Origin of the sequence: Streptomyces sp. NPDC000410 (assembly GCF_040300305.1) — a bacterium.
Classification (GTDB): Bacteria; Actinomycetota; Actinomycetes; order Streptomycetales; family Streptomycetaceae; genus Streptomyces.
The window spans coordinates 1-17,109 of sequence record NZ_JBEPDM010000020.1 but is presented as its reverse complement, the minus strand read 5'-3'; the positions used below and the strand labels follow the sequence as shown (position 1 = coordinate 17,109).

Below are 17,109 nucleotides of genomic sequence, written 5' to 3'. Positions count from 1 at the left end.
AGTCGTCGAAAGGCTCCTCAGCCTCGGACGAGCGTGCGCCGGAAGTCGTCGAAAGGCTCCTCAGCCCCGGACGAGCGCGCGCCGGAAGTCGTCGAAGCGCGACTCCACCCGCCAGCCGAGCCGCCGGTAGAGGGCGAGCGCGGGGGAGTTCGCGGTGTCGACGGTCAGCACCATCCCCGTACGGCCCCGGCGACGCGCCTCGTGCATCACGGACAGCAGCAGGAGGCTGCCCAGGCCCCGTTGCCGGGCCTGCGGCACGACACCGATCTGCTGCACGTACGCCGCGTTGCGGCTGTCGAGCATCCGGTCGGTGATGTTGGCGAAACCCACCGCGGTGCCGTCCGTCTCCAGCAGGGCGCACTGGGCCGGATCGACCCCCGGGGCCGTCCGCCACCCCTCCAGCCAGGTGCCGAACTCGTCCTCGCGCTTGCCCGCCTCCTCGGCGGAGTACGCGCTGTTCTTCACCGCGTGGAACGTGCGCAGGTCGGGCTCCCCGAGCGGCGCGCGTACGACAGCGCCCGGCACGGGACCCGCCGGCGGCAGCTCGCCGTCCAGCGTGACCGCCATCCGGTAGTAGCCGTGCGGGGAGCCGAAACCGCAGGTCCGGAGCGCCTCGCGGGCGGCCTTCTCGCCCTCGGAGACGAAGCAGGACAGCTCGCCGTCCCCCTGACGCCCGGCCAGGATCTCGCCACAGCGCAGCTCGGCGAACGACAGCAGCCTGGCCCCGTCGGCGGCGCTGCCACGCGGCCCGAGGACCAGCTCGGCGGCCCACCCCGACACCCCGGAGGCACTGCTCAGCCACAGGGCGCCCACGGGCTCGCCGTCGGGGCCCGGAAGCAGCCGGGCGTAATGGCGCGGGTCCAGGCCCGGCGTCGACAGCCGGCCCGCGATCCAGGCCCGTGTCGTCTCCACCCGGCCCAGCGCGGCCAGATCGCGGTCACGGGCGAGCTGCCAGATGACGTCCGTGTGGGCGCCGGGGTCGACGGGGATCAGTGCGGACGCGCTCACCGCGGGTTGTTCGCGGAGCCGCCCCAGTGACGCCGCGGGATCCATGTCTCGCCCGAGCCGCCGCCGTCCCGCCGGGGTAGCGAGTACACGTACGAGACCGCGCGACGCTGGTCCTCGGTGGTGTTGGGGGACGAGGTGTGGGCCGTGAAGCCGCCGAACAGCACCGCCGAGCCCGCCTTCCGGGGGAGCATCACCGGGGTCAGGTCCGGCCAGAGCTTGCCTATGTCGAGCGTGGGTTCACGCGGCGAGGCGAAGAGGTCGTCCGGGTCGATGCCGTCGGGCTGGTGAAGTATCCGCCCACGGTGCGAGCCGGGCAGGAACTGCAGGCAGCCGTTGTCCTCGCGGGCGTCGTCCACCGCGATCCAGATGGTGTAGACGTCCTCGTACTTCTCGTAGAACTCGTCCTTGAGGAACAGCGCGTCCTGGTGCCAGGGCTTCTCCGAGCCGACCTTCGACGGCTTCGCCCACAGATAGGTGTTGTAGAAGTCGCCGGTGACGCCGTGCAGCGGCCGGACCACGCCCTCGTTGAGGTTGATCAGCTCGGGGATCGCGGCCAGGTCCGGGGACTGTTCATGGGCCATTCCCACGACCCGTACCTTGCCCGGGATGCATTCCTTCCCGGCGGCGCGCGCGGCCCATCCGCCGCCCTCACCCTCCGCTTCCAGCTGCCACCCGAAGGTGCTGTAGCGCATGTCCTCGGTCCGCCGTATCAGGTCGTCGCAGCCGCGGCGCATGAGTTCGAGGGCTGGTTCGGGTACGAGATCGTCGAGTTGGATGAAGCCGCGCTCCTCCAGTTCGCCGGCGAGGTCTGCAATCGACTGGCTGAGGCGCATCGGCTCCACCTTCCGTACGCGTGCGGGCATGCGTCCGCGAGAACCTGTGTCACTCGACTATGTGCGGGCCGGTGGGGCACCGGCAACGAAACGGCCACGGACGGTTCGGGTCAGGCCTCAAATGGCATAGGGCATACGGCACTTGATCCACCGGGCAGACCCTAGGGTGGGCCGACGGCCGCGGTCGGCCGCTCGGGCGGGAGGAGTCGTATGACAGGAACGGTGTCCGTGTCCGCCTCGGCGGTGATCGTGGACTGGGGCGGCGTGCTGACGCAGTCCTTCGACGAGGCCATCGCGGTGTGGGCCGCTTCCGAGGGGGTGGAAGCGGCGGAGTTCCACGCGGTCCTGGGGCGTCTGCTCGGACCCGACGCGGTCCCCGGCGGGGGGCCCAACCTCTTCCACAGGGTCGAGCGGGGCGAGATGCCGGTGGCGGACTTCGAGTCCGCGCTGGCGGCGCTGTTGCGACGGACCGACGGCACGCCTCCGCCCGCGGACGGTCTGCTGCAGCGGATGTTCGCGCCCTTCGCGCTGGAGCCGGCGATGGCCGCGCTGCTGCGTCGGCTGCGCGGCGCCGGGGTCCCGGTGGCGCTGCTGTCCAACTCATGGGGCCACCGCTACGACCGCGAAGGCTGGGACGAGCTGTTCGACGAGGTGGTGATCTCCTGCGAGGTGGGGATGCGCAAGCCGGAGCCGGAGATCTTCCGGCACACCGCGCGGCTGCTGGGCCGCCGGTCCGAGGAATGCGTGTTCGTAGACGACCTGGGCCGCAACGTCCGCGCCGCACGTGCCCTGGGGATGGCGGCCGTCCATCACCGGACGGCCGCGGAGACCGCGGACGCCCTGGCGCCGCTGTTGCGCACGGCAGGCCGGCAGGCCGCCCACTGACGCGGCACCGCCCGGGCCGGGCTCCGCGCGTCGGCTGGTTCCGGCGCGTCGTGCTCACCGGGGCCACGTCGCGTGCACCGGGGCCGCGTCGTGCTCACCGGGGTCGCGTCGCGTTCACCGGGCGGGGCAAGTCCACCGGGCCGCGCCGCGCTCACCAGGGCGGGGCACGTTCACCGGAGCGCGTCAGCTCATTGGGGCCTGGCAAGTTCACCGGGGCCGCGTCGAGCTCACCGAGGCCCGGCAAGTCCACCGGGCCGCGTCAGTTCATCGGTCGGTCGGCGACGGCACCGTCGCGCTGACCGCCCCCCTGCGTGCCTCGGCGCAGGCGGCGGCCCGCTGAGGAGTGGCCGGTGCGGCGGCCGCGGGGGCCGCCGCGTTCTGCCGCATACGACCCACCAGATCGTCGAGCCGGCTCTCGGCCGGCCCGGTACAGTCCAGGAGCCGGCGGGCGGCGGCCGACAGCGACGTACCGCGTGCGGTGCTGTAGACCAGCGGTAAGCCGCAGCCCTTCTCCAGTCGGTGGATACGGCGGGTCAGCGCGGGCTGGGTGACGAGCAGCGCGTCCGCGGCGCGGTTGAGGCTGCCGATCCGGTCGATGACCCGGAGCACATGCAGATGTTCCGCCTCGAAGTGGTTGGGCGACTGTGCCGAGTCCGTCCGGTTCCAGTGGAGTTCGGACAGGAGCACGGGGCACAGCCCGGTGGCGGAGGGCCGCGGTGGATCGGCCCGGTTGCGCGCGGGGCGTCGTATGTCGTGGGTGAGCGGCGGGACGGCGGCGGAAGCGGCGTACGCGGGGTTGTGCTTCGCCGCCCGCTGGACGTAGCCGTACCGCAGCCAGGTGCACAGCTCACGGGCGACCCCCAGGGGGACGACGAGCGGATCCACGGCCAGCGAGAGCCGGCGGACCAGCTTCTGGCGTAACGGACGTACCACCAGGCGCCGTTCGTGCTCAAGCTCGGCGGAGAGCGGGGAGACCAGCGCGACTCCGTATCCGCGGCCCACCAGCTCCAGAGCCGCGCTCTGCGAGCGGACCGTGAAGCTGACCCGGGGGGCCGGAGTGAGCAGGGAGAAGGCCCAGCCCTGGTCGTCACCGGAGTCGCCGCCCACGGTGGCCACCCACTCCGCGCCGGCGAGGTCGTGCAGGTCGAGCGTGTCCCTCGCGGCGAGCGGATGGTCCCCGGGCAGCGCGATCCACTGCGGTTCCTCGACGACGGTGAGCACGAGTGCCTCTCCGCGCCGCGGCCGCGGCCTGCGGGGGGTCTCCCAGCCGCAGGCGGCGTCGACCGCGTACCGCTCGAACCGTTGCCAGACCTCCTGGCTGTCACCCGGCACGACATCGAACACCGCTTCGGGGAAACGGTCCGCAAGGTCGCGGCCCATGCCGTGCGCCCACTCCGTGCCCACCGCGAACTGCACCACCGGCAGCCGCTCTTCCGTGTCGGCGTGGTGGTGGGCCGTGGCCATGGCGAAGTCGATCGCGCCCAGCAGCCGTCGCCCCGCGTGCAGCAGGGCGTGGCCGGCCTCGGTGAGCTCGGTTCCGGTGGAGCTGCGAGACACCAGCAGGGTGCGCAATCGCCGTTCCAGTTTGATCAGACGACGGCTCGCGGACGACTGTGTCATCCGGCCGTCCCGTTCCACCGCGTGGAGGCTCCCGTGGTCGGAAACCGCTTGCAGCAATGCCACATCCGAACGCCGCAGATCGAACATCCAGCACTCCACCCCCGTGAGCTCGATTCGGCCCATCCGTGAAGACTGGAGGGGCGGTTGTGGCCAGGCGTGACGTACGTCGTACTACCGTACGACCGGTCGGCAGGTTCCCCACAACCGCTTTCAGATTGTTGGCCGGATCGGACGGGTGATCCGTCCGGAGATGGATGAAGCCTCCGGCTCCTGCTCCGGCTCCTGCCCCGGCTCCGACCCGGGCCGTCCGGCGGCACGCGGGAACGCCAGCGCCGCCGCGATCCCGGCGACGGCCAGCACGGCCCCGCCGACGAAGACGGCCGTGTAGGAGGCCGCGGCCGGATATCCCGAACCGGCCGTCGTCACGGCCAGCACCATGGCACTGACCTGCACGCCGAACGTGCCCCCGAGATTGCGCAGCACGCTGTTGATCCCGACCGTCACCCCTGTCGTCCCGCTCGGTGAGGCGAGCGTGAGGAGCTCCGCCATCGCCCCGCCCAGCAGGCCGGTGGCCAGCCCGGTCAGCGCGGTGCCCAGCGCCAGCCCGGCGACGGATCCCGGCAGGAAGGCGAACACGACGGGGGAGGCCGCGAACAGCACGGTGCTCGTGATCATCACCGCGCGTGGCGTCATACGGTCGGACGCCCGCACCCATCCGGACAGCAGCCCGCCGGCCACGGCGGCGATCTGCATCGGCAGCATCACCAGGACCGTGACAGCCCCGTCGGCGGACAGCCCGTAGCCCGTGGAGCGGGGCGCGTCGGCGAGCGCCGGTGCCAGGATCCCCGTCTGGAACATCACCAGGCCGGTCAGCAGGCTCACCGCGTTGAGGGTCCAGAGCGGGCGCCGGGCGAGCAGCCGGGTGTCGATCGCGGGCTGCGGTGAGCGCCGCTCCACCCGTACGAGCAGGGCGCAGCCCGCCGCCCCGGCCACCAGCAGCGCCGCCCCGGTGGCGGACCCGAGCCCCTCACGGCCGTACTCGGTCAGCGCCAGCAGCAGACAGGCGCTGACCGCGCTCAGCAGCAGCAGGCCCGGCACGTCCACCCGCGTCCCGGTCCGGCGCGGGGTCTCGGGCAGCACCAGCGCCCCCACCACCAGCAGGACGACCGCCAGCACACCGGCGGTCGCGAACAGCCCCCGGAACGCGGCAGCGCCGTCACCGAACAGACCGACCAGCAGGATGCCGACACCGCCCCCCGTCCCGAAGGCCGCGGACAGCACACCGGACGGCCCGGCCAGCGACTGGTCCGGGAAACCCTCCCGCAACAGGCCGATGGCGAGCGGGAAGAGACCGGCCGCCACCCCCTGCACCAGCCGTGCGACCAGCAGGACGGCGAACGACTGCGCGACCGCGGCCACCGTCCCCGCGACCGCGACGACGGCGAGCACCCCGAACAGCACCGCGCGCCGCCCGTACAGGTCCCCGAGGCGGCCCACCACCGGAGTCGCGACGCACCCGACCAGCAGATGCCCGGAAACGACCCAGGCGGCATCCGTACCGGAGACCCCGAAGGCGCGCTGGATCTGCGGCAGCAGCGTGGCGACACCCAGCTGCAGCAGCGAGAACAGCCCGCACGCCCCCGCGAGCACGCCCAGCGCCGCACGCCGCGCGGGGGTACCCCGCGCGGCGTCCGCCGTACCGCTCCGGGCGGTGCTCACCACTGTTCGCTGACCACCGGCTCCGCCAGCGACGTCACCTCGGCGGACTCGAAGCGGTGGCAGAAGTGGCCCATGCGCGACACCGGGTAACTGGTGCCGATCGCCGCCATCGTGAACGCCTTGAGGTCACCGGGCACCGGCCGGTAGCGGCCGTTCGCACCGAAGCTCTGGTCCCCGTAGGCGACCCGGACCCTGCGCGGCCTCAGCAGACCGCCGGCGAAGTAGCCGGGCCAGTCATGGGCGTACTCGGCGCTCTTGCCCAGCTCGGGGGAGTAGTCCGGGCGCAGCATCACGTCCTGCTGGAAGCGGAGCACGTCCTCCAGACGGGCGTCGCCGGCGGGGTCCAGACCGAGCGTGGCGAGGTACTCGCGCAGTTCCGTGTGGAACCGGTCGAAGTCCGTGGCGATCCGCAGCCAGCCCCAGTTGTCGATCGTCCACCCCCGTCGCCTGCCGTACGGGGCGAGGTCGGCGGCCATGTCGGGCTGGCTGGCCACCAGGTTGGCCAGCGGCAGGGCGGGCATGTCGATGTAGTCGTGGTAGAGGCTGCGCATCCGCAGGTACAGCGCCCCGAGCACGGTGTCGGGACGGCCCGTGAAGTAGTCCTGCAGCCCCTCGTAGAAGCGGGTGTAGCCGATGCCGTGCTCCTGCCGGAGGAAGATCGACAGATAGCGGGTGTAGCAGCCGTTGTGCAGGAACTGCACGGCCTGGATGAAGCTGAAGGATTCCACCCACGCGTCCCGCGGCATGGCGTTGGTCTCCATCACCATCTCGAACGTCTCGGCCTCGTCGTCAGGGGTGCCGGGGCGCTCCACGTACATGCGCTTCGGGACCGTGCGCAGACCGTACTGTTCGATCTTCTCCGGGGTGTTGAGCGGCGCGTTGGGCAGAATGCCCAGCTCGTAGACCCGCAGGTCCTCGTGGTTGCCCGCCTCCAGCAGCGAGCCGATACCGTCGCGGAACGAACGCGCGGTCTCCATGGGCAGGCCCAGGATCAGCTCGGTGTAGGTGTGGATGTTCTCCGCCGCGTACCGCTGCTGGAGCTTGCGGTAGTTGTCCAGGCCGATGTTCTTGCGGTCGATGGCCTCCAGCACGTCCATGTCGGTGCTCTGCATCGACAGCGTGGTGCCCATCAGCAGATCGGCGTCGTGCCAGGTCTTGCTGATGTCGAAGACCCGGTCGTTGGAGTTCTTGGCGAAGTTGACCCGGACCTGCCGCGGAGCCCCCAGCTCACCCCGGGCCTCCGCCAGCGCGTGCGCGATCTCCAGGTCGCGCGGCATGATGCCGAAGTTGGCGTCGCAGATGAACAGGTCCTCCACGTCGTGGCGGGCGAACCACTCGATCTCGTCCTGCAGCCGCTCGTCCTCGAACTTCCGCAGTGTGCTCATCGTCGCCGAGCCCCAGTCGCAGAACGAGCAGGAGTACGGGCAGCCGCGGTTGGTCTCCCACAGGGCGTAGAAGCGCAGCCCCCGCTCCCGGCAGGTGGCCACGGCACCGTCCATCACCCCCAGCAGATACGGGCTGGGCGTATCGATCAGCCGCGGCAGCCGCTTGGCCTTGGGCCCCACCACGGCCTCCGTGCCGCGGCGCACGGAGACGCCCGGCACGGCGGTGTAGTCCGGATGGTCGGACAGGCGCGTCGCCAGGAGCTCCCGGAACGCCACCTCGCCCTCGCCGTGCGCCAGCACGTCCACGTACGGGTGCTTCTCGAAGAAGTTCCCCGGCCGGTCCGGCACATGGGGCCCGCCGGCCACCACCAGCACGTTCGGATACCGCTCCTTGACCAGCTTCGCCACCTTCATCTGGCGGCGGAAGTTCCACACGTAGCAGGACAGGGCCAGGACGTCGGGCTCGACGATGCCGTCCGCCATCTCCTGGACCGGCGCGACAAGGAAGACCGGCTCCTGGAAATCGTAGGCGGCGGCGATCCGCTCGTCCTGCTCCGCGTACGTGCGCAGCAGACCGGCCACCAAGGGAAGGAAGGGATACTCGTTGAGGCCGACGAAGTACACCTTGCGGCCGCGGCTGGCGAGTTCGGCGGACATGCAGGTCACGGCTCCTCGTTGTCGGACTGTTCTCGGCGTGTGCGCACCCGGTCGGTCATCCCGTGCTGGGGACCCGCTCGGGCTCCCTGGGGCGCGACCAGTCCGCGCCGCCGCGGATGGTGCGGAGCATCTCGTCGAAGGCACTGTCGTCGGAGTAGTAGAAGACCGAGGGGTCGGCGCCGGAGGTGACCCCGGGCGTGGCGCGGGCGCTCGCCCCCGCCAGCAGGTCGGCGAGCCGGTGGTAGAAGCTCTCCAGCGGCAGCCGGGTGGGGAACAGGGTGTGGTAGCAGTCGAACAGCTCAGGATCGTCACTGATCAGGTCGGCCCGGCTCTCGTCGTACAGATCCGTGCCCGGCAGCGGCGTCAGCACCGAGAAGCTCGGCATGTCGACCTGGAGTTCCTCCACGGTCCGGCTGAGCCGGGCGAAGTCCTCGTCCACCCAGCTGGGCTGGACGATGAAGTTGGCCCGCACCTTCACCCCGTTGGCATGGAAGAGGTCCAGCGCCCGCCGGGTCTGGTTGGGGTCGGTGCCCTTGCGGTAGACCGACAGCTCCTCGTCGGTCATCGACTCCGCGCCGACCAGCACCGAGTCCAGTCCGACCTCGGCCCAGCGCACGATCACATCGGGCCGGCGCAGCGCGGTGTCGGTCCGTACGTACATGTGGAACCGCTTCTTGAACCCGGCCTTGTCGATGGCGTCGGCCAGCTCCAGCATCCGCCCCGGCTGGATGAACGCCTCGTCGTCCACCACGTACAGGTTCTGGCCCTCGATGTCGGCGATCTCGGCCAGCACCCGGTCGATGTCCTTGACCAGATAACGCCGGTCCGTCATCCGCCACAGCGAGCAGAACTTGCAGGTGTACGGACAGCCGGCGGTGAACCGGATCAGTGACACCGGGCGGTAGACGGAGTGGAAGTAGTCCCCGCGGTGATGGGAGAGCAGCGAACGGTCCGGCATCGGCAGGTTGTTCAGCGCCGCCGGCTTGGGCCGGCGGTCGCGCTCCAGACCGGTGCGCGCGTCGTACGGGGCGAGGCCGAGCACCGGCGCGGGGCTGCGGCCCGCCTCCAGCTCGGCGGCCAGATGGCTGAGCGGCGCACCGCCCTCACCGGCCACGATCCAGTCGGCGTCGAAACCGTTCAGCCACTCCGCCGACACCGTCGGATGGTGGCCGCCCAGCACGATCGGGACATCGGGCCACAGCCGCCGCACCTCCCGGCTGACCTCCCGGGACACGGGCACGCTGGTGGTGTAGGGGATGGCCACCCCGACCAGGTCGGGTGGTTCGTGGGTGAGCGCGTACTGCTCCAGCGGCGGATCCAGCCGCAGATCGTGAATGGTCACATCGTGGTCGCCGCGCAGCGCGCCGCCGAGGTACTCCAGCGGCAGCGGTTCGCAACAGCTCAGCCGGTCGCTGAGGAGGGCCCGCTCGTTACGAGGCCACACCAGCAAGACCCTCATCGGATCCCTCCCTCTCGTTGGTCCCGGATACGGTCCCGGTCTCCGTCCCGGTGGCCCGCGCCGCCGGCCCGCCGTCGCGGAAGACGGAGGTCGCGATCGCGTACAGCCGCTCGACCTGGGCACGCTGGTCGTCGCTGCCCAGCGCGGCGGCGAACATCCGGCTCATGGCGGTGCCCTCGTGGATGCCGCGCTTGGGCCGCCAGGCGACCTCCTCCGGCAGGACCGAGGCGGCGGCGCTGCGCAGCACCCACTTCGCCGTGCCGCCGCGGACCTTCAGCCGCCCGCGGATGCCCAGAGCCGCCCCCATCACCTCGCGCGACCAGTAGGGGTAGCGGACCACCGTGTCGCGGGCGTCGGCGAAGGCGGGGCTGAATTCGTTGCTCCGGGCCGTCGCGGCGGTCTGGGCGACCACCGCCCGCTCGATGTCCGCCTCGCCACCCGTGCCGCCGAGCCCCGCGAACAGCAGGTCGGCGCCGTAGCCGGAGAGCAGCACCTGACGGCCGCCGCCGGCCAGGTGGTTCAGCAGGAAGCAGGCCGGCGCGGCGATCTGCAGCGTGAGAAGGTCCCAGGTCTCCAGCGAACGGATCATGCCGGGCAGCAGCTCCGACAACTGGTCCGGGCCGAACAGCAGCTCCTGGTGCTTGCTGCCCAGGCGCTCCGCGAGCCACGCCGCCTGCTCGAACTCGTCGCCGAACGGCGTGCCCACCGTGTACGTACGCAGATCCGCGCCGGAGGTCTCCCGCGCCGCCAGCGCCGCGACCGTGGAGGAGTCCACCCCGCCGCTGAGCATGACACCGACCTCGCCCAGACCGGCGGCCATCCGCGCCACCGACGTACGCAGCGCGCCGCGCACGCTGTCCACGGCTTCCAGGGGGTCGGTCACGTCCGGCTTGTCCGGCAGCCGCTGCAGCCGCCGCACGGAGGCCGCGTCGGTGTCGTACGCGTCCACCACCAGCGTCACCGCGCTGTTCGCCGGGACCGCCGTCACCCCCGCGAACCGGCCACCGGGCAGCAGCGCCTGCTCCGCGCTGCCGAGCACCGGCTCGGATCCCAGCAGCGGCAGCATCGCTCCGGCCGACGTGGAGACCAGCAGCGTGTCGTCGGCGGCGCGCGCGTAGTGCAGCGGGACGGTGGCGCCGATGTCGCTCCACAGCGTGGCCCGGCCGCCACGGACCAGCACCGCGCAGTAGCGCGTGTGCGACCGGGCGGTCCAGGCCAGCAGCTCGTCGAGCGGGGCGTGCTCCGGAGGGTTCTCGTCCAGCAGCCGGTCGCCGTGCACGACCAGCGCGTCCGCGCCGTGACGCAGCACCAGGGTGCCCAGCCCCCGGCCGGAGCCCAGGGACTCGCACTCCACCGACCCGGACTGGCAGCGCAGCAGAAAACCGGCCATGTCAGTACACCCCTTCGACGCGGTGGCCCTCGGTGAACTCCGGGGAGTACGGATCACCCAGCCAGGGCCAGGGATAGAGCTCGGCCGCGACCCCGTACGGGCGCACCCGGCGCGCCCGGTCGCGCTCCCAGAACCCGGGAACCAGTGCGTCGTCGGTCAGCCGCCAGACCCGCACCCGGCCTTCCTCGCCGAACGCCACCTCGGCGCCGTGCTCGTCGACGACGTCCAGCGCGACGTGCGGCTGGCAGGGCACGTAGACCACCCGGTGGTCGTCCTCCGCCTCGAACGGCTTCTGCCAGCTGATGCCGGTGGTCGAGGTGCCGTACATGCCGACGACCGGCACGCCCGGGAAGAACTCCTCGCGCAGCTGGCGGTGGGCCTCGGGCTCCATCGTGGTGCCGGCGTGCACGATGGCCCGCACGCCGGCCAGCGCCTCGGTGCCCAGCCGCTCGGGCAGCATGTCCAGCAGCCGGGAGGTGCAGAAGACCACCTCGATGTTCTGCGCCCGGACGACTTCGGCCACCTGGTCCCAGATGTGCCGCACGTACCGGTCGTACGCGGCCGTCATGCCCTCCTCGCCGAAGATCTTCACGATCCGCGGGTCGAGGTCGATCGAGAAGCACATACCGCCGCGGCGCTCGGCGAAGGCGACGACGAGCCTGCCGGTGGTGTGCGGACCCATCGGGCCGATGAACAGCCAGTTGCAGTCGCGCGGCACCCCGTGCAGGTCCAGGAACTCGTCGGAGAACTCCAGGATGTCGGCCCAGTAGCGCGCGCCCCAGGTGCCGTGCTTGGCCGGGCCCGTGGTGCCGCCGGTCTGCGCGGCCCACAGCGGACCGCCGCCTGTGAGCACCGAACCCGGGACGAAGGTCTCCAGCGGGGCCCGCCGCGAGGCCTCCTCGAAGTGCATCTGGTCGGCGCCGTCCTTCAGGCCGATCAGGGTGATGGCGTCCTGCAGACTCCGGACCTTCTCCAGGGCGTTGGTGCCCAGCCGCCGGTCGCGCTCCAGCCAGTAGGGGGTGCCATGGTCGGGGTCTAAGTGGAGGCGGACGGTCCGGCGGACGTCGTCATCGGTGACCGGACGGAGCACCGACTCGCTCGGACATCGCATGGCGGATCCCTCTCGTCTGATGCTGTTCCCGCTGCCGGTCATGCGGCGGTGCCCGGCAGCACGGCTTTCTTCTTGAACAGGAAATCGGCCAGATAGCCCTCGTGCGGGTCGCACGGGTCGTAGCCGCGGTCGAACTCCTCACCGGCGAAGACCTTGTCGACGCCCGGCTCCTCGGCGAGCGCCCGCACCAGCCCGCCGGCCTCGCCCACCACGGACACGATCAGCGACCCCGCGCAGGCCGCGGCGGCCTTCGACCGGGGCACATGCGCCACCGCCGTGAACGGGAACGGCAGTTCCGTCCCGAAGAGCGGCGACCCGGGCTCCACCAGCAGCACCGTGGGGCGCAGATACGCCGTGCCGTCGAGGTCCACCCGCAGCGGCACGCCGGTGGCCGCCTCGGTGACATCGACCGCACCGGCCGCGATCTCCCGCTCGATCCGCAGCGCCAGCGCGTCCCGCACGGCACGGTCCGGGAAGGCGGGCACCGAAGCCGCCGGATCGTCCAGGGGAAGCACCGGCCGGGCGGCGAACTCCTCCGCCAGCAGGCCGGCGGCCTCCCCGGCGTCGCCGAGGACCACGAGGGAGCTGATGTTGGTGCACAGCCGCCCGCAGCCGGCGAACGCCTCCCGGGCCAGCCGCTCCCAGGCGTCCTTCGGCGGAGCTTCGCCGATGAGCGCCCGACTGCGGCCGTAGTGGTACGTCTTGACCTTCCCCGGGGAGAGGTCGGCGGGGACCTCCTCACCCGGCCACAGCACCTGGTCCGCCAGCCGGCGCAGCGCCGGGGCGTCACCGTGCACCAGCGACACCGCGTGATCCGGCAGCCCGGCGGCGTACAGCGCCTCGGTGAACAGAACGGCGGTGAACGGATCCCGCGCCGACGTGCTCAGCAGCACCGGACGCCGCGCGGCCAGTGCCTGCAGCCACTCTATGTTGATGGTCGGGAAGTTGTCGGGCACCCGCACATGGACGGACCGCCCCGCGGGCCGCCAGCTCCACCGCGGGTCGCCGCCACCCGTCCGGTACGCCGAGACGGACCCGTCCGGGGACTGCGCGGCAAGGATCTCGTCCATGCGGCCCAAGTCCTCGGCCACGGTGCGGATCCCGCGCGCGGCCCGCCGCAGCGGCAGCCCGGTCGCCGCGGACAGCGCCCGCAGCCACGGGTCGAGCTCCCCGGAGTCCAGCCGGGTGATGAGCCCGTCGGCGGCCCGCCGCAGCAGCCCGAACCAGGCGTCGTCGGCCGCCCCGCGCAGCAGACGGGCCGTCTTCCCGGCCTCCTCGGCCATCCGGAACTGCACCAGCCGCCCCGCGGCGCCCAGCCGGGCCAGGGGTCGCCCGGCACCGTCGAGGAGCTGCCGCGGCCTGGTGGACATCACCGGACGAGGGCCCGACCAGGCCGGGACGTCCAGCGGGTTGGCGGGTTCCGGGGCGGCCGGGACGGCACGCTCGGCTCCCGTCGTGAGCATCGTCACTGGACCTCCGGGACCAGGGCCGCGGGCTCCTTGGCCAGCTGTGCGCCACCGTCACCGTCCATCAGTCCCAGCCGGGTCTGCACGGTGTTCAGGTTGGCCAGGAACGCGATGCGCTTGTACTGGCCCTGACTGCGGGTCGGGGTCATGTCGTCGTAGAGCTTCCACAGCTCGTCGATGGAGGCCCCGGGGCTGGAGGTCACCGGGATGTGGCCGGTGTAGCAGTCGGTGTCCGTGGTCTCGACGGTGAAGTCCACGCGCTTGGCCATGTCCTTCTCCAGGTCCGCGTGGAAGGGCACGAAGAAGCACGGGGAAACGATGTCGTGCTGGTTCTTGCCGAGCCGCGCCTGCAGCCAGGTGATGGTCGTGCGCATCGCCTCGTCGGTCTCGCCCGGGATGCCGAGGATCATCGTGGCCTGCGTGCCGATCCCGGCCTTGCCGAGGGAGTCCAGCGCCCGCTCGGTGACCGCCACCTTCACCGGCCGGCCCAGGCGCTTGAGGAGCGTCCAGTCGAGCGTCTCCACACCCACCAGCAGACGGAAGCAGCCGGACTTGCGCAGCATCTTCGCCATGTCGTCGTCGATCAGGTCCGGGCGGGCCTTGGCCTCCCACTCGAACTTGCCCTGCAGGCCGGAATCCTCGATGGCCTGACACAGCTCCTGCATGCGCGGTACGTCCTCGACGAAGTCGTCGTCCTCGATGCGGATCCGGTCGAACCCGTGCACCTCGACGAGATCGCGGATCTCCGCCAGCACGCGCTGCGCGCTGTGCCGGCGCTGGCCGACTCCCCACTGGTGCTTGGAGTAGCAGTAGGCGCAGGCGTACGAACAGCCGCGGGCGGTGACGACGTTGCCGGCCCGGCCGCGGGAAATCGTCCGGTACAGCTCCATGTCGGCGATGTCCCGGGCCGGCATGGGGAGTTTGTCCAGGCGCATCAGCTGCGGGGCGGCGGGCGTCTCGACGACGTTGCCGTCGTCGTCGCGGAACACGATGCCGCGCACCTTGTGCAGGTTCTTCCGGCCGTTGGTGCCGAACTCGTGGACCAGGTGGGAGAAGGTCACCTCACCCTCGCCCTTGACGACGACATCCACCGAGCCGTCCTCGACCAGCTGGCGCGCCAGCGGCGTGGCGCCGACACCGCCCAGCACGGTCAGGGCCCGCGGGTGGTGGTGCCTGGTCTCGGAGGCGAGCCTGATGCCGTTCTTGAGACTGGACGTCAGCACCTGGATGCCGACGATGTCCGGCTTGTAGCCCCTCAGGAAGTGGTCCGGCGTGGCGAGCGGCCGCTCCAGGACGAAGAGCTGGTCGTCGATGAAGTGGACGTCGGTGCCTTTGGTGTCGTGGAAGGTACCCTCCCGCAACACCGCCGCCAGGGACAGCAGCCCCAACTGCGGTGCCGAGATCGACTCTCCGGAGTACGCCGACCGGCGAGCGTTCACGAGAAGAACTTGCATGCTTGTCTGCCTCCTGCGAGTGGACAGTCCTCAGGCCCGGCCCGGCTGACCGCCCGCAGCCTGTGCGCACACGGATTCCGTGGCCGAAGAACGCGCTGTGCGGTGTGTGCCCGCGATGCCACAAGGTGGGCCTGGTCCGGTCGTCAGCGGGGATCGGGTGATGGGGGGCTGCACGTGGTTTCCAGCCCAACACCGCGCCCCCACCGCCGTCCAATGCCTTTATCGGGTCGCTCGCGCACTGCCGTGGCATGGGCGGGATTCATACCCGGCGGGCATGCCTCCGGTGCATCACGGCGATGCGCAGGCGGCTTCTGTGCCGGGCGCCGGCTCTGTGGCAGCATCGCAGCGGAGTTCAACGATCAACTGCCCCGCACTCGCTCCGGAGAGGTACCGATGACCACTTCCCATCGACCGGCCGACGCAGCGAACGTGATCACGACCTCGGCGTCGGACCCAGCGGCCGAGCGCGAGATCTTCGAACGCGACGGAGTGGTCCGCTGGGACAACGTACTGACGCCCGCCGAAGTGGTCGAGCTGGGCGAGTCCATGGAGCGGGTGTTCTACCAGGAGGGCCGCCGCGGCCAGGGAGTCCTGGACCTGTCCGAGACGAAGGCCAACCCGAACGACGAGGCGCTGCTCCAGAAGATCGGCATCTGGGAGAACGACCCGGTCTGCGAGAAGCAGATCCGCCGCCCCGACATCGTGCCCCGGGTGGAGGCGCTGCTCGGCGGGCCGGTGCGGCTCTTCCGCGACCACTCCTTCTACAAGCCGGCGGGCAAGGGCGAAGCCAGCCGCCTCGTGCTGCACCAGGACAACCGGTACTGGCACCTGGACCCGCCGGACGCCGTCACCATCTGGATGGCTCTGGACGACGGCAGCGTCGAGAACGGCTGTCTGCAGTACGTGAAAGGCAGCCATCGCCGGGGCCGGGTGGAGCACGTCCGCCCCGAGGAGGGCGCGGTCCTGCTGGAGGCCGTCAACGACCGGGAACTGGTCCCCAGTCCGATTCCGGCGGGAAGCGCCCTGGTCCACAGCATCAACACCCTGCACGGCTCCGGGCCCAACCTCACCGACCGGCCCCGCCGTAGCTATTCCCTGGTGTTCGTACGCGATTACGTCACCGTGCGCGGCAGGCCGATGACCGAATATCCGCTCGCCGCCGACCTGATCCGCTGAGGCGCCCGATGACCGAAACCACTTCCGTGCGAACCGCCCCGGCCGGAACGGCGTCGCCCGGGGCCTACGAGACGATCCTGCTGGAGCGCTCCGACGGCGTCGCCTGGGTCACCCTCAACCGGCCCGAGAAGCTCAACGCCCACAACGAGCAGATGCACAACGAGCTCCTCGACGCCTTCGCCCAGGTCGCGGACGACGGCACGACCCGGGTGCTCGTGCTCACCGGCGCCGGGGACAAGGCCTTCTGCATCGGCAGCGACCTGGGGTTCCTGGGGGAGGTGCTGGCGGGGGACAAGGGCGACACCGAGATGTACTCCGTCTATCTGGAGCGGATGAACAGGGTGGCGTTCGCGCTGGAGCGGCTGCCCATGCCGACGATCGCCATGGTGCAGGCCAAGGCCCGCGCGGGCGGCTTCGAATGGATCACGGCCTGTGACCTGGTGCTGATCGCCGAGGAAGCGAAGATAGGCGACGTCCACACGCCGTACGGCCACATGCCGGGCGCCGGGGCCACGCATCGCACGGTCCGCAAGATGGGCCTGCAACCCGCCATGGAACTGCTTCTGACGGGCCGTTGGATGTCGGCGGCCGAAGCGGTGGAGAAGGGCCTGGCACTGCGTGCGGTGCCGCGCGACCGGCTGCGCGAGGAGACCGCCGCGCTCGCCGGCACGCTGGCCGCGATGCCGGGCGACTGCCTGCGGCATCTGAAGGCGGCCGTGATGGGCGGCCTCGGCGGCACGGTGGAGGAGGCCGTCGCGGTGGAGACCCGCGAGTACCTCGCCCTGATGCGCGGTTCCTCCGGCCCGGTGGACGGCTTCCGCCAGAGCCAACGCGACCGCGCGGCCCGCCGATCCCCCTCGGCCTGACCGGCGCGGGGCCGCTGCCGGGCCGCTGCCGGGCCGCTGCCGGGCCGCTGCCGGGCCGCTGCCGGGCCGCTGCCCGGCAG

General features: G+C 71.5%; 13 protein-coding genes. 3 read left to right on the top strand and 10 right to left on the bottom strand.

Going from position 1 to position 17,109, the window contains the following annotated elements; genetic code table 11:
* Positions 1-60 precede the first annotated feature (60 nt).
* Both ABT342_RS20765 and ABT342_RS20760 read right to left on the bottom strand, forming a co-directional pair.
* The gene (locus ABT342_RS20765; protein WP_351575650.1) at positions 61-1,008 is read right to left on the bottom strand and encodes a GNAT family N-acetyltransferase; all 948 of its coding nucleotides are present in this window, start codon (positions 1,006-1,008) and stop codon (positions 61-63) included.
* Positions 1,005-1,841, bottom strand: a complete 837-nt coding sequence (locus ABT342_RS20760; protein ID WP_351575647.1) for a phytanoyl-CoA dioxygenase family protein — start codon at positions 1,839-1,841, stop codon at positions 1,005-1,007. Before ABT342_RS20760 ends, ABT342_RS20765 begins: the two co-directional genes overlap by 4 nt.
* 210 nt (positions 1,842-2,051) lie before the next feature.
* On the opposite strand from ABT342_RS20760, the gene ABT342_RS20755 reads away from it, so the two are divergent.
* A complete protein-coding gene (locus ABT342_RS20755; RefSeq protein WP_351575645.1) occupies positions 2,052-2,726 on the top strand; it encodes an HAD family hydrolase in 675 nt (224 codons plus the stop codon).
* 264 nt (positions 2,727-2,990) lie between these two features.
* On the opposite strand, the gene ABT342_RS20750 is transcribed toward ABT342_RS20755, so the two are convergent.
* From ABT342_RS20750 to ABT342_RS20715, 8 genes are all read right to left on the bottom strand, one after another.
* A complete protein-coding gene (locus ABT342_RS20750) occupies positions 2,991-4,469 on the bottom strand; it encodes a LysR family transcriptional regulator (RefSeq protein WP_351575642.1) in 1,479 nt (492 codons plus the stop codon).
* Between the two features lie 87 nt (positions 4,470-4,556).
* The gene (locus ABT342_RS20745; protein WP_351575639.1) at positions 4,557-6,065 is read right to left on the bottom strand and encodes an MFS transporter; all 1,509 of its coding nucleotides are present in this window, start codon (positions 6,063-6,065) and stop codon (positions 4,557-4,559) included.
* Positions 6,062-8,107: a cobalamin-dependent radical SAM methyltransferase TokK gene (gene tokK, locus ABT342_RS20740; RefSeq protein WP_351575636.1), complete on the bottom strand. Its 2,046-nt coding sequence runs from the start codon at positions 8,105-8,107 to the stop codon at positions 6,062-6,064. Before tokK ends, ABT342_RS20745 begins: the two co-directional genes overlap by 4 nt.
* Positions 8,108-8,162: 55 nt before the next feature.
* A complete protein-coding gene (locus tag ABT342_RS20735) occupies positions 8,163-9,566 on the bottom strand; it encodes a B12-binding domain-containing radical SAM protein (protein WP_351575633.1) in 1,404 nt (467 codons plus the stop codon).
* Positions 9,538-10,956, bottom strand: a complete 1,419-nt coding sequence (locus ABT342_RS20730) for an asparagine synthase-related protein (protein ID WP_351575630.1) — start codon at positions 10,954-10,956, stop codon at positions 9,538-9,540. The genes ABT342_RS20735 and ABT342_RS20730 overlap by 29 nt, the downstream gene beginning before the upstream one ends.
* Before the next feature lies 1 nt (position 10,957).
* Positions 10,958-12,067 (bottom strand): AMP-binding protein, encoded by a 1,110-nt coding sequence (locus tag ABT342_RS20725; RefSeq protein ID WP_351575627.1) that lies wholly within the window; start codon positions 12,065-12,067, stop codon positions 10,958-10,960.
* Between the two features lie 38 nt (positions 12,068-12,105).
* On the bottom strand, positions 12,106-13,530 hold the full coding sequence (locus ABT342_RS20720; RefSeq protein ID WP_351575624.1) for an aldehyde dehydrogenase family protein: 1,425 nt from the start codon (positions 13,528-13,530) through the stop codon (positions 12,106-12,108).
* A gap of 2 nt (positions 13,531-13,532) precedes the next feature.
* Positions 13,533-14,987 (bottom strand): B12-binding domain-containing radical SAM protein, encoded by a 1,455-nt coding sequence (locus tag ABT342_RS20715; protein WP_351575621.1) that lies wholly within the window; start codon positions 14,985-14,987, stop codon positions 13,533-13,535.
* A gap of 393 nt (positions 14,988-15,380) precedes the next feature.
* On the opposite strand from ABT342_RS20715, the gene ABT342_RS20710 reads away from it, so the two are divergent.
* Together ABT342_RS20710 and ABT342_RS20705 are read left to right on the top strand one after the other, a co-directional pair.
* Positions 15,381-16,163: a phytanoyl-CoA dioxygenase family protein gene (locus ABT342_RS20710; protein ID WP_351575618.1), complete on the top strand. Its 783-nt coding sequence runs from the start codon at positions 15,381-15,383 to the stop codon at positions 16,161-16,163.
* An 8-nt stretch (positions 16,164-16,171) separates the two neighbouring features.
* A complete protein-coding gene (locus tag ABT342_RS20705) occupies positions 16,172-17,029 on the top strand; it encodes an enoyl-CoA hydratase/isomerase family protein (RefSeq protein ID WP_351575615.1) in 858 nt (285 codons plus the stop codon).
* Positions 17,030-17,109 lie beyond the last annotated feature (80 nt).

What these genes read in the sequence shown, in the direction of transcription:
- ABT342_RS20760 (WP_351575647.1), bottom strand. Translation starts at nt 1,841, where the DNA reads ATGCGCCTCAGCCAGTCGATTGCAGACCTCGCCGGCGAACTGGAGGAG.
- ABT342_RS20755 (WP_351575645.1), top strand. Translation starts at nt 2,052, where the DNA reads ATGACAGGAACGGTGTCCGTGTCCGCCTCGGCGGTGATCGTGGACTGG.
- ABT342_RS20750 (WP_351575642.1), bottom strand. Translation starts at nt 4,469, where the DNA reads ATGGGCCGAATCGAGCTCACGGGGGTGGAGTGCTGGATGTTCGATCTG.
- tokK (WP_351575636.1), bottom strand. Translation starts at nt 8,107, where the DNA reads ATGTCCGCCGAACTCGCCAGCCGCGGCCGCAAGGTGTACTTCGTCGGC.
- ABT342_RS20735 (WP_351575633.1), bottom strand. Translation starts at nt 9,566, where the DNA reads ATGAGGGTCTTGCTGGTGTGGCCTCGTAACGAGCGGGCCCTCCTCAGC.
- ABT342_RS20730 (WP_351575630.1), bottom strand. Translation starts at nt 10,956, where the DNA reads ATGGCCGGTTTTCTGCTGCGCTGCCAGTCCGGGTCGGTGGAGTGCGAG.
- ABT342_RS20725 (WP_351575627.1), bottom strand. Translation starts at nt 12,067, where the DNA reads ATGCGATGTCCGAGCGAGTCGGTGCTCCGTCCGGTCACCGATGACGAC.
- ABT342_RS20720 (WP_351575624.1), bottom strand. Translation starts at nt 13,530, where the DNA reads ATGCTCACGACGGGAGCCGAGCGTGCCGTCCCGGCCGCCCCGGAACCC.
- ABT342_RS20715 (WP_351575621.1), bottom strand. Translation starts at nt 14,987, where the DNA reads ATGCAAGTTCTTCTCGTGAACGCTCGCCGGTCGGCGTACTCCGGAGAG.
- ABT342_RS20710 (WP_351575618.1), top strand. Translation starts at nt 15,381, where the DNA reads ATGACCACTTCCCATCGACCGGCCGACGCAGCGAACGTGATCACGACC.
- ABT342_RS20705 (WP_351575615.1), top strand. Translation starts at nt 16,172, where the DNA reads ATGACCGAAACCACTTCCGTGCGAACCGCCCCGGCCGGAACGGCGTCG.